Annotated in this window: 13 protein-coding genes and 1 pseudogene; all 14 read right to left on the bottom strand. The window is 45.5% G+C overall.

Going from position 1 to position 12,635, the window contains the following annotated elements; translation table 11 throughout:
• Positions 1-151: 151 nt before the first annotated feature.
• The 14 genes and pseudogenes from KP806_RS19765 to KP806_RS19700 all read right to left on the bottom strand — a co-directional run bounded on the left by KP806_RS19765 (position 152) and on the right by KP806_RS19700 (position 11,856).
• The gene (locus tag KP806_RS19765) at positions 152-1,051 is read right to left on the bottom strand and encodes a putative RNA methyltransferase (RefSeq protein WP_224725466.1); all 900 of its coding nucleotides are present in this window, start codon (positions 1,049-1,051) and stop codon (positions 152-154) included.
• Positions 1,052-1,338: 287 nt separating this feature from the next.
• Positions 1,339-2,163 carry a hypothetical protein gene (locus KP806_RS19760; RefSeq protein WP_224725465.1) on the bottom strand — a complete coding sequence of 275 codons (825 nt, stop codon included), beginning with the start codon at positions 2,161-2,163 and terminating at the stop codon, positions 1,339-1,341.
• A gap of 140 nt (positions 2,164-2,303) precedes the next feature.
• On the bottom strand, positions 2,304-3,263 hold the full coding sequence (locus tag KP806_RS19755; RefSeq protein WP_224725464.1) for a hypothetical protein: 960 nt from the start codon (positions 3,261-3,263) through the stop codon (positions 2,304-2,306).
• Positions 3,260-3,961, bottom strand: coding sequence for an FxLYD domain-containing protein (locus KP806_RS19750; RefSeq protein WP_224725463.1), 702 nt, complete (start codon positions 3,959-3,961; stop codon positions 3,260-3,262). Before KP806_RS19750 ends, KP806_RS19755 begins: the two co-directional genes overlap by 4 nt.
• 146 nt (positions 3,962-4,107) lie before the next feature.
• Positions 4,108-6,198, bottom strand: coding sequence for a serine hydrolase (locus KP806_RS19745; protein WP_224725462.1), 2,091 nt, complete (start codon positions 6,196-6,198; stop codon positions 4,108-4,110).
• Between the two features lie 228 nt (positions 6,199-6,426).
• Positions 6,427-6,778: pseudogene (locus KP806_RS19740) on the bottom strand (DUF1048 domain-containing protein).
• A 9-nt stretch (positions 6,779-6,787) separates the two neighbouring features.
• Positions 6,788-7,135, bottom strand: coding sequence for a DUF1048 domain-containing protein (locus KP806_RS19735; protein ID WP_224725461.1), 348 nt, complete (start codon positions 7,133-7,135; stop codon positions 6,788-6,790).
• Complete coding sequence (locus KP806_RS19730; protein WP_318153711.1) at positions 7,135-7,440, bottom strand: PadR family transcriptional regulator; 306 nt, start codon at positions 7,438-7,440, stop codon at positions 7,135-7,137. Before KP806_RS19730 ends, KP806_RS19735 begins: the two co-directional genes overlap by 1 nt.
• Before the next feature lie 157 nt (positions 7,441-7,597).
• A complete protein-coding gene (locus KP806_RS19725; protein WP_224725460.1) occupies positions 7,598-8,365 on the bottom strand; it encodes an ABC transporter permease in 768 nt (255 codons plus the stop codon).
• Positions 8,366-9,127 (bottom strand): ABC transporter ATP-binding protein, encoded by a 762-nt coding sequence (locus KP806_RS19720; RefSeq protein ID WP_224725459.1) that lies wholly within the window; start codon positions 9,125-9,127, stop codon positions 8,366-8,368.
• A 13-nt stretch (positions 9,128-9,140) separates the two neighbouring features.
• Positions 9,141-10,010: a pentapeptide repeat-containing protein gene (locus tag KP806_RS19715; protein ID WP_224725458.1), complete on the bottom strand. Its 870-nt coding sequence runs from the start codon at positions 10,008-10,010 to the stop codon at positions 9,141-9,143.
• Positions 10,011-10,023: 13 nt separating this feature from the next.
• The gene (locus tag KP806_RS19710; RefSeq protein WP_188889637.1) at positions 10,024-10,353 is read right to left on the bottom strand and encodes a PadR family transcriptional regulator; all 330 of its coding nucleotides are present in this window, start codon (positions 10,351-10,353) and stop codon (positions 10,024-10,026) included.
• Positions 10,354-10,514: 161 nt separating this feature from the next.
• Positions 10,515-10,940, bottom strand: coding sequence for a DUF3888 domain-containing protein (locus KP806_RS19705; RefSeq protein ID WP_224725457.1), 426 nt, complete (start codon positions 10,938-10,940; stop codon positions 10,515-10,517).
• A 94-nt stretch (positions 10,941-11,034) separates the two neighbouring features.
• Positions 11,035-11,856 carry a hypothetical protein gene (locus tag KP806_RS19700; RefSeq protein WP_224725456.1) on the bottom strand — a complete coding sequence of 274 codons (822 nt, stop codon included), beginning with the start codon at positions 11,854-11,856 and terminating at the stop codon, positions 11,035-11,037.
• Positions 11,857-12,635: the final 779 nt, after the last annotated feature.

Raw genomic sequence — 12,635 nt, 5'->3', positions numbered from 1 at the left:
AAATACTAACATAACCATAAGGTTTTATGAAGAAAAGAACCGGCATTGGGAGCATATTGATATGAATACCCCTAAGCCGGCATGATTGCCCTATAAGCTGCGGGCAGCTCGTTTAAGTCATTAAGCTATCATCTTCTGTTAGCTTAAAAATCTAATCATGTGGTTTATTTTTTACCGATCCGATTAGAATTTTAAAGTCCATGGTGACTTGTTTCAGATTCAACTGAAGAAATTTTTCTATGCGCTCCTCAGAGGTCCCCCATGATAATGGCGTCATACCGAGCAATGGTTCGATTAATTGTTCACTCAAGTCCGCTTGATATCGGATGCTTTCAATATCTAATATATTGAAGTGTTTGTTAAAGTGGCTAATAGTAAGTGAATTTGAATAAGTCTGTTTATCAGACCCCTTGTAAAGGATTTCTCTTAATTCTTTTAGATAGTCCTGTTCGGGAACGACTTTAATCACCAACCCCTTATTACTTATTAATCTCCGGAATTCTGAATAATTGGCTGGTGAAAGAATGTTCAGAATGAATTTGAACCGTTGACTTGAAAATGGGCAGTTTGCAATGTCCGCGACACACCAGATCGCATTTGAATATCCTTCTGCAGCTAAACTTATTCCCTCTTTTGAAATATCGATTCCTGCAGCCAGTAGATCCATCGGTTTTTTTCGATTTATTTCAATTTGTATGTTATTTAAGTGCGACCCTTCCCCACAACCTGCATCTAGTATGCTTATAGGTTCATTGCTCGAGTGCCGATTCATTATAATCTGACTTACCGCGACATCTAAGGGATTAAATAAACTGCCTTTGCTGATTAATCTTCTGTACTCAAAGATTTTTTTATCATATTTCGTACTAATACCTCGAGACAATAAGTTTACATATCCATGCTTCGCTATATCAAAACAGTGCTGATTGCTGCAAACTAAGCTTTGTAAATGGATGACTTGCATCGGTTTTTTACATAATGGGCATCTAAATATCTCTTGATGCACCTCAAATGTCTCGGCACTAATTAACTTTTTACTTTTTTGGAACACAAAAAAGCACCCTCTCATTCGTAATAGGTGAATGAAAAAAGGCACAGTCAAATAAACCCTAGCTAATTTGTCGAAAATGCCGGGTTATGTGATCTGTACCTTCCATTACCTATAGCGAATGAATTGGATGATCATCGTCAAACTCTCCTTCATGAATTACCTTAAAGCCCTTTTAGTTTAACATGTTTCGCTTGTATGAAAAAGAATTGCGTTACTCTGCACGTTATCCCGAATGTACCCTTGACGAACAATCCTCTCTTACCTCAAATCATTCGGATTAACACTAATCAGTCAGTAATTTTTACGAGGAGTCCTTTTGTATACTTGTAATATTCCGATTTTTCTATCCCTAGTTCACCAATTTCAACAACAGGCAGATTGTCTTTGATTATTAAACGTGCGTAAGATTTGTCTGATATGCCGCTTTGCGCTGCTATTTCACTAAATTCTAAATGCCCGTTATTCCAGCGAACGATAGAAATATCTGGTGCATTAAGATGGGCTCCTTCGAACGTCGCAATCATTTCCTTAATCCCATCACCATCCAAATCGATCATTTGGGGACGGCCTATCGCTTCAAATCTCAACCATTTACTATGTTCTTCATCGTACGAAATGATGTCCCAACCGGTAAAAGTAGTGCCTATCCCAGCAAAGACCTTTATATTCTTTTTATCTGATAGAAACGATTGATTTACCGATTCAACCACTACATCGTCCAGACCGAAAGTGTCTGCAACGTCTCCGAACTCGAATAACTCTCCTTTATGTTCCAAAAAAGCATATGCACTGTTTTCGTTACCTGGTTCAACGTATAGATGAATGGAGACTTGTGCTGCATCCTGTTCTTCCAAACTAATTGACTTCACTTTTTCCCAAATTTTTTTAGGCTCACCTTGGGTGACGTCCATCATCGTTACTGGTTTAAATGTTAACTGAATCGATTGATTTTCATTTTGGTTTTTATTTTCCGTACTATGAGATTGAACCGGTTTTTGTTCAGTCTTCTCATTCGATTCTGCGTTTGTTAACGCGCAACCACTTAATATTAAAACCATAGTAAGACCAAGAAGGGACAATTTAACGGGACTCTTATTAAACGATTTAATCATAACGATTCTCCTCTTGAGTATATTTTTTACTCAGCGCCAACGAGATAGAACTCATCTTTTGCTATTATAATCATTTAGTTCATAAATCAATAAGAAAAACTGCCAATCTTAAAAAATGGCAGTTTTATATCTCTCCCTAATTACCATCCTGTCCCAAGTTGTGAATTGGAATACCAATTTACTGAACTTCTCGCATTTGTGCCATATGAACGAGCTGCCCATTTACTGGTATCATAACCTGTATCCGCAGTTAGCCAATGCCTGTACTCGGTTTTATTACCATAACGATCAGCTCTCCAATATATGTAAAATGGTAACGGAACTGGTTGAAGCGAGGAGGAGCCATTGTACGGGCTATAATACCAAGATCCTTGATGTCCTTGAACAACACTAGGATCATATTTATAACAGGACCAAGTAACAGAAGGAGCAGCTACATTATAGCAAGATCGGCTTACTAATCCACCACCACGTGCTACAGAAGTGTCGCGAGTAATACTGATGATATCTTTAGATGAACTATAAATAGAGTTATAAATAGTTTCACATTTCGAACCAGACGAACCACAACCGTACCAAGGTTTCCAGGCTGCTGCTCTTTTACCGGCACCAGTCGTTGCGGAAGAACTTTTGTACAATCTTGCCATTTCGGCGGCCACTAAATTTGAAGCGGTGTTACTAAGTACTGCATTATGGAAACTGATATTAGCGCCCAAACCAGCTGAATCTAGCTGCCACATCCCAACACCGGCACTCCAGTGTGCCCGTACGTATTTATAAGAGGAACTTACAACTCCATCTGCCCAAAGTTGTGAACCATTAGATGTACTAACATCCGCACGCCCAACAGTCATCGGGGAAGGTGTATAGTTTGTGTCGGCTCCAGTTACTTCAGCCCATGTAGGAGGGAAAATAATTGCAGCGAAATTATTTCTAGATAAACCTGTACCACTGTAATTAGATGTTGCTGAAGCTAAAACGTCGTCCGTCGGAACATCCCCAAATTTAACCGCAGCTTTCGCAAAATTATTTACAGCAAATGAAAACACAGTTAATGCAATGGTTAATATTGATACATAAAACTTTAATCTTATTTTCATTTCCCTACCACCCATAATGTATAAGGTATTTGGTTAAGCATTGGAGCAATTTCGCTGTCTTTCACAATAATATTTTGGAAAACTGCAGATCCGTCTTGAGGAACACCGTTACTAAAAGCGGGGTCAAGAGAAACGGTTTCAATCCATACAACTTTACCGGTTTCGTCTAACCAAGCTGCAACAATTTGTGCTTTCTTTATACCAATACTCAAATTGTCAAATGATGTTGCCAAAACATACGGATAGGGGGCATCATCCCGAGGAATTCCCATATAATTCGCCTGACCGAAAGGAAGTTCATAATTCACCATAATATTTGCTTCTCTTGAGATGTTTTTGCTTTCTCCGATATTTTTTGTACCAGTTATCCATTTAACTTCCGATACTTGAGATGCTGATATAATAGATTTAATTACAAAAGGTACCGGCTCTCCTGGACGGATATTCTTCACCATAGAATCAGTGATTACAGTATCTAATCCAGTTCCATCGCTGGATAAAAGTTGCGCTTCAACTGTAATGATCCCAACATTAGATTGTGTCTCATTTCGCACTAGACCCTTTACTTCCCAATTCCCCTCTATAGAAGTATTGAGGGAATTGTTTAGAATAACGGCATTTCGACCATTTACTTCTGTTACATAATTTGGTCCGACAAATCCTCTAAGTGATCGTACAATTGTAGGATTATTCTTCAACGATGGGTCTTCAATTGAACTGTTGTTCTCAACAACATTTGGTTGAAAATAATGACTCGTTCCATGGTGAATCTGACTCAGTACGTGCGAAAATCCGGCAATGCCGCATCCGATAAAGGATGACGGCAATGCCGGATTTCGGTTGATTAAGCCAACAGATTTCTCAATAGTTTGGTGATCATCATGGTTGCTTCCTGCCTCAGAAGCGGCTTTCTTGGCATATAATCGAAGGCGCCGCTGGCATCCTGCTCAACTTCCGGACCGTAAAAGCCTGATGCGACGACAAATTGGACCGCTTCGCTAGCCCATGGAGCAGGCTCCGAGCTTAGCTTCGCCTCAACAGGTGGCGCTCCGAGCACATAATGCACAATGCGCCAGATGATGGCCGCTGCCTCTTGGCGCGTCATCGCGCGATCCGGCTCGAACTTCATGCCCGGCATTCCAGTCACTAAGCCCAGCTCGGCAACCGTTTCAATTAATGCCGCCTGCGGGTGCCCTCGCAAGTCCTCGAATAAAACGGGGTTCGTCGACAGTTTCATACCGGAAAGTCTCGCGAGCATGCTGACGAAGTCTCCCCTCGTAATCGCCGATTGGGGGTGGAACGACTTCTCGCCCGGATCACTAAATATTTCGAGCGCGCGCAATAGATAAATAGAATCAGCGTAAGGGCTGTCAGCTGCTACGTCGTCGTAAAGGCCCGGATCGTCCATTTTCTCCGACATGCTGTCTGGCATTGTGTAATATAAGTACTTGATCTCACCGTGTTCATCGGCTTTGAAGGCCGCCGCAGCACCCTTGTCGTCCTCGAACAATAATGGACCAACCGGCTTCAGCGTATGGGAACCGTAACCGTCCTGCACGGTCAGCACGCCGTCTTCCGCCTTCACCTGCGAAGCGAACAAAGGCGTTCTCAAGTTGCGGTACGTGCCCTCGAACCGGGCCAATTCATCTTGCGAAAGGGAGATAACGGGCTTCGTCTCCTGCTTCTTCGGATAATAGTGATTCATGAATTCGGTGAAAAAATCATCCCTCACGCTCGCGCTTGCATCGCTGTTCACGATGACCATTCCGCCGACACGCTGCTCCGGAATCAGCCACAGCCAAGAGTGATAGCCGGGCAGGTCTCCGCCTTTGCCGATTACGAATTGCCCGTTATGCACTTGCTGAAAAAAAGACTCGAAGCCGTACGACATAATCGGGAAGCCCGGCGCCGCCTCGTAATGTGTCTGCTGCATGAGCTTCTTCGTCTTCTCTTCCAAGACGTGGGAGCTGCCCGGCTTTCCGCCGCCGAGGTGTGCCATGATGAATTGTGCCATATCCGAACCGCTGGACAGCATTCCGCCCTCTGGCGCGATCGTCGGTACGGTTGTATAAGCCGGATACGGCTCCTTGTCGATCGTATAGCCGGTTGCAAGCTGCGCCTTCGACTGATCGTTCAGCAGCATCGTCGTGTGCTTCATGCCGAGCGGGACGAAAATATGCCGGTCCACGTACTGCTCGAACGGAACGCCAGACACGTTCTGGACGATATAACCAAGCATCGTATAGCCGAGATTGTCATAGCGGTACACTTCGCCAGGCTCGCGTACGATCGTCGGCTCGTTCAGCTTCAGGAAGTCTTTCATTCCGATTATTTCTCTGCCCTCTCCGCTCTCATCCGTGTAATCGAAGCCCGCCGTATGCGTTAGAAAATGTTCGGCCGTCACCGGAACGCCAGTGTCGTTCTTGATACGGACATCCGGCATGTAGACGGCAACATCCTTCTGCAGGTCAAGCTTGCCTTGCTCGACGAGCTGCATCGCGGCAGTTGCCGTCACAGCTTTGGTGATCGAGGCCATCCGGAATAGCGTCGTCTCCGGGTCGATTAGTTTCTTGGATGCGACGTCGGCGTAGCCGTATCCTTCATTCAGCAGCACTTCTCCGTCCTTCACGACGACGACGAGCGCGCCGGCGAGATTGCCCGCGATCTCCGGCTTCGCGAAATAGCTGTCCGCAAACTTGCGTACTTCCGCGGGATCGAAAGCTTCGGGCGATGCCAGTGATGAAGTGCTCGGCACAACGGCCTGTCGGTCGAGAGACTGGGGTACAGAGAAGGGGGGACCTGGCTCGGCAAGCGGAGTTAAAGCCTGTGCCGCCACCCCGCTGACTACAGCTGGAGCCAGCAGAAGGGCGCCCGCTACAATTGCTGCCAGCGTAACTTTTGTCGTTCGCATTCGGTTTCGTCTATTAACTTTCATCGTTCCTCTCCTCACTACGATTAGGTATAATTCCCACTTAATGGTACCTAATAGAAAGAAAAGGATGAACCGCCTGTAGAACTAAAATTGCCCCGCCCTAAGTCCAGACGCAATTTAGATTCCGGAATGCTTGAGACGGTACGGCTGCCAACGGCGCGGGCAAGACGACGAATGTCAGAATCCTCACCACGCTGCTCACTCAAATTGCTTTTTCCATCCCGATCCCCTTTACTTTTTTTTATCCGCACCCTTTTTCATGGTCTTGTTACCTACTTGGATCAACAGATTCTTGATAGATGTCAGCGTAAGTTTTTGAATCTTTGATTAGATCGTCGCAGAAAGCCGCTACGTCACTGCCCGTCACTTCGAGCACGCCTTTCCCCAAGGCCGCGCCCTCTTCAAAAAGATCGATAATCCCCGAGAGCAAACCCGTCCCGTCGGTTAGCTCAACAGGGCCGACCTTAAAGAAATATTTTTGAATCTCTTTATAAACAATCTGATAATCTTGCGGGAGCGCTTTGACACGCGCCACATGCGCTCGCCACTCTTTTTTGCCTTGGATGATATCTTGTATTCTCATTTTATCCTCCTATTTACCTAATTTTTTAGCGATGTTATTGTTGAGCTGCTCGCGCCACTTGTCGCGGAAAGACTTTGCCCCTTCTTCGCCGGCCAGCGCTGAACAGAAGCCTTTGATATCGTCACCCAAAACCTCATGGACACGCTGACCGTCTGCCGCCGTTTCTTCGAGCAGGCCAAGCACACCGTCCAGAATTGGCATGAGGTTGCGACCGGTGAAATCGGAGTGCGGCCAAAGATGGGTATTAATTTTTTCCCATGCCGCTTGATAATCAACCGGCAGCTTTTTGGCTCGCGATTCAAAAGCTTTCAATTCTTTAGTCATATCGCTGCCGGTGATTTTTTCCCAAAAATCCATTATTTTTTCTCCTTTAACTCGTTAATTTTTGATGATACGAACTCCCATTTTTCCCAGAACCTCCGCAGCTCCTCACGCCCTGCGTCGTTGATCGCGAAAAACTTTCGCGGCGGTCCCATGTCGGAGGGCTTCTTGGTGATCTCCACCAGCTTGTTTTTTTCAAGTCGGATCAGGATGGTATATACCGTTCCCTCCACAACATCTGTGAAGCCGAGGGCGTTCAGCCGCCGCGTGATTTCGTAGCCGTAGGTTTCTTTGCGGCTTATAATTTCAAGGACGCAGCCCTCAAGCACGCCTTTGAGCATTTCCGTTAGGTTTTCCAGCACAATCGCCCCTTGCTATTCTGTATGACTGGTATGAAGTATCACTTACTACAGCTATAAAGTATCACTAAGTAGATGGTATGTCAATAGCAACTCTGACACTGATTTTGATGTTCAAACCAGAAATGCTTTCCCTTTCTCACACCCTCCTTTTATGCGCCCTCATCGCGAAGATGTATGCCACTAGCATAATTCCTACGCACCAGGCAAGCGCGATCCAGATGTCGTTGTTTAAGGGGTGATTTGAAAGCAATGCGCGGATGGATTCTACGATCGAGGTTACCGGCTGGTTTTCGGCAAAGACGCGAACGGCGGTCGGCATCGACTCGGTTGGCACAAATGCCGAACTGATAAATGGCAGGAAGATAAGGGGGTAGGAAAAGGCGCTGGCACCATCAACCGTTTTGGCGGACAGTCCGGCTATAGCTGCGACCCAGGTTAGGGCTAGCGTAAACAGAGCGAGGATTCCAGCTACGGCAAGCCATGGCAGCACTCCCGCGGTCGAACGAAAACCCATGAGCAGCGCTACGAGAATGATGACGACCACCGATATGGCGTTGGATACAAGCGAAGTCAGTACATGGCCCCAAAGCAAGGCGGAGCGTGAAATCGGCATGGTGTGAAAACGTTCGAATATGCCCCGCTGTACATCGGTAAACAAACGGAAAGCCGTGTAAGATATTCCGCTGGCAATCGCCATAAGGAGTATTCCCGGCAGCAGGTAATTTACATAGTTATCCGTGCCGGTTTGAATTGCTCCACCAAATACATAGACGAACAGCAGCATCATGGCGATCGGTGTGATGGTGACCGTGATGATGGTATCCATACTGCGGAAAATGTGGCGCATGGAACGTCCCAGCATAACGCTAATATCGGTAAAGAAATGCTTTTTTGCCGTTTCCATCTACTTTTCCTCCTTTTTACCGACGATTGCGAGGAAGATCTCCTCTAACGACGGTTGTTTCTCGATATACTCCACCTTTGCGGCAGGGAACATCGTCTTTAACTCCTGGAGCGTACCGCTGGCAATAATCCTGCCTTCGTGCAGAATCGCAATCCGGTCGGCAAGCTGCTCAGCTTCCTCCAAATACTGTGTAGTGAGAAGGACTGTCGTCCCTCCGTCGGCAAGCTCTTTGACAATCTTCCACACCTCGATCCGAGCCTCAGGGTCAAGCCCGGTGGTCGGCTCATCCAGAAAAATGATCTGCGGTTTTCCCACAAGGCTCAACGCGATGTCGAGCCTGCGGCGCATGCCCCCTGAGTAAGCAGACACTCTGCGGTCTGCTGCGTCCGTCAGGCCGAAGCGTTTTAACATGTCGTCCGCAATCTGGCGCGGGTTTTTGAGATATCTCAGCCTGGCGATCATGATCAAGTTTTCGCGGCCAGTCAATATTTCATCCACGGCGGCAAACTGTCCGGTCAGACTGATTGCCTGACGCACTTGATCGGGTTTGGAAGAAACATCGAATCCGTTTATGACTGCCGTCCCTCCGTCCGGTTCGAGCAGCGTGGTGAGAATTTTGACAACCGTCGTCTTTCCTGCCCCGTTAGAGCCGAGGAGAGCGAAAATACTGCCTTTTTCCACCTCGAAATCTACGCCCTTCAGCACTTGATGCTGCTTGTAGGATTTTTGCAGACCTTTTACTTGTATGGACTTGGTTGGCATGGGGTCCCCTCCCTTAAATAACGGTAACTTTCGACAAATCGGCATCCATGCCTTTGAGCAGCGCATAGGTCAGTTTATCCATCGTTGCTCCGTCAAAGCAGACGGTTTTGATCATGCGATAGTACTTCTTCGTCAAAGTGAACCCCGGCTGGAAGGAAACATTTTTAAAGGTAGCGCCCTTGAACGAAACTCCGGTTAATGCCGCTTTCTCAAACTTAACGCCGATAAACGTCTGTCCGTCAAAACACTGCCCGCTCAGATCGGAGTACTTGAAGTCGACCCCTTCAAATAAACAACCATCAAAATTCGTTTTTCTAAGATCGGTTATCGTTAACGTTACGTCGGTCAGCCTTGTGCCTGTGAATTGGACTCCGTCAAGCCCCGACTTGCTGAAATTGGTTCGTAAAAGGATGGACTTATTGAAGCTTGCATTTGTCAGGTCAAGCGCGGTGAAGCTGCAGTCTGTCAGATTCGCGCCGTCAAAAATAGCTTCGCGTACGTCGCTGCCCTTAAACGAACTGCCGGTCAAATCTGCGCCAGAAAAGTCGGAACCGTGCAGCGCGCTGCCTTTGAACTGGCCTTTATGGGCCGTAACGCCTGCAAAGTCGCTTTTCGCCAGGTTGCTTGCGTTAAAGTTTGTCAGCACTTGCCGTTCCAGCGAGCGGGAGAGGTTGACGACCTCCAGGATCGTTTGCTCGATGTCGCCGATACTCTCGATCGTCATTTTAAACGCTGTTTCATCGTCCTTGCCCTCCGCTCTGAGCTCACGGTACCGCTCTTGCAAATCGGAAAGCAGGTCGGCCTTTAATTCGGTGACGCTTTTCACCCCATCGTATGGCGTAAAAACACTGTTCAGATAATCCGTCAATTTTGGATTCGTCATTTCAAATCACTCCTCATAATAAGTTTTCTAACACGCGTTTTGCATACTCCCAGTTGCTTTTGTTGCGGGCGTATGTATCCTTGCCCTTTTCGGTTATCCTAAAATATTTGCGACGTCCGCCCTGTGATTCATCGCCCCAATACCACTCGATGTCGCCGTCTGCTTCTAGCCGACGGAAGCTGGAGTACATGGTGGCTTCCTTTAGTTCATACTCGCCGCCCGAGCGTTCGGCAATCAGCTTGACGATCTCGTAACCGTAACGATCAGCTTCGGACAAGAGCCGTAAAATCATCGTATCCGTATGTCCTCTCAGCAGGTCGGATGTGATCTTGTTCTCGCTCATACAATCACCTCCATATGTGCATGATAAGACATATTACTATGACTGTCAAGGTAATTTCTTGGTTATAATACTCAGACTCAAATAATTGGTGAATTCGTAACAAAAAAACCGCGCAGAGCGCGGTTTTCCAGGGGGTATGGGATATGTTCTCATTGCAATTCTTATTGCATATTTGGAGTCAGAAGTTTCGTGTATTCAATTAGCATTATGTTAGATTCATTTTTAGATTTATTACTTTCATTTCGAGTTGAATCGATTCTCAATGTTAATTTATCCAACCCAGAACTATCATGTTGTTGATTTGTTGGAACATCAACTTTAATCAACATAGATACTATATAACTCATGTTATTTTCAGCTACCTCACATTTTACTTCAGTTATACTTGGGTCATTCCAAGAAACATCATGCCCATAGTTATCGTTAACAAATTTACTGATTGATGGACGCAGCATATCAAATAATATTTCTTCTGATGTAGCATAAATTTTCTTCTTAAAATGAGCTTTATGCTCATCTGCGTAAATTGGATTTGAGAAACCCATAATCACCAGCACCACAATGGGAAAAAACCATATTTTTTTCAAATTCATCACCTCAAGGTTACTTTTCTTTGGACATGTAGAGTTACAATTAACTTTACGAGGCATCCGGTAGTTCCGCGGCTGCTCTTTATTGATCCTACACCATGGAATTCGCAATTTTGAGCATGTCTTCTGCTTTAAACTTCGCTTTTAACATTTTCTTGTTCCCAATCGCAAGCGTATACTGCATCCCGTTCTTTTGGAATCGAAGTTCATAGCCCCACTCGAAATTGGGCCAGTACAATGCTTTCGTACCGTCCTTTAGCAGATAATACACATCGTCCTTTCTTTTGTACCGCTCCAGTTCACCCACAATGGGAAATGCTTTGACACGGAAAAATCCGTTCAATTCATCGTTTCGATAAACGAATTCCAATGATTCGTTGTTATCGACGAAACCATTGAAATGAGTAATCTTGAACGGAAATTCTGTGGGTACCAGTACGTGCCGTTTGAACTTTAATTGATATTCCCGGAACAGCCGGCCCTCATCAACGAGCGGATTAGCTCCGTCGAACAGGACACGGATTCTGGTTATTCGGTCACCCTTTACGACCAGTTCCCAGATGAAGGCTAATCGTTCTCCCTTCAGTCCTTCATCATAAAAATTAGCCAGGAGGATTTTCACACCCTTCTCTGGGGATGGAACGAGTTGAATGCCTCTGATAGGTGAATTCTCCCTGATCTCAGGGATTTGGACGAAACTTTTATCTATATATTTTTGCGCCTCGTCAAAATCATTCCGCATTATGGCCTTTGCAAACTTTTGTGCTGGTTCGAGGCGGGTTTCGCCGCCATTGAGAGCCGCTACGGCTTTGGATGCCGCTATGTTTTGCGCTGTAACGCTGCCCGCCAACGAAAACAACGAAGGTAAACAGGCCACTGCAATCAACAGAAGAAATAGTGCCTTGAATTTCATAATTCCTCCTTTATAAAATCTTCTCGAGGTTATCCCGCAAATCTGAAGTAGTATAACCAAAGGCCGGAAAGATAATTTACAAAGGGCTGCCACGCGGCAGCCCTTTTGGTATTCAATTATTAACGTAACGTTGTACTCGTCTTTGGGAGGGTATTTTAATATCATAGATTCTGCTATAACCACAAGAGCCTCAACTGGTACTTTATCTTCACTTCTAAAGGTTACATTTTTTACCTTTGATTATTCCCATACTTTAAGGTATATAATAAGAACAAATGTTCTTATTCGGAGGGTGATCAACATGATTGAAAATTATATTAACCGGACCGTTCAGATTTTTTATCAGGACAAAAAACGCAATATATCCATTCGTCTTATAAGAGTCCAGGGTGTACAGAATGGGAAGGTCAAAGCTTTTTGTTATGAGGCGAACGCACCACGAATATTTAATCTCGATCAAATTATCGATGTAGAGCTGGTGAAGCGCCATGCTTGATGACGTAGCTCGCAAAGTCTTAACGATACTGTGGAACACCTACCGCAACGATCCATTTACAATTGATGTCGCGTATATTAGTCATCGAGCTCAGCGGACGGATGGCCGGGTAAAAATCGCAATCAATACATTGGTCAAAGAAGGATTTGTCCTTTGGGATAGACCGTCCAAAAATTTCCGTGTTCTTTACAACCACGAAGATGCAAAGCCGAAACGATGGAATGGATAAGTCCATGATGGCTCTGGCAAACAAAAAGGCAGCCGATCGTCACCAGTCGACTGC

The sequence above is a fragment of the Paenibacillus vietnamensis genome (assembly GCF_020169515.1).
Taxonomy (GTDB): Bacteria; Bacillota; Bacilli; order Paenibacillales; family Paenibacillaceae; genus Pristimantibacillus; species Pristimantibacillus vietnamensis.
This window is presented reverse-complemented; position numbering and strand designations above follow the sequence as displayed.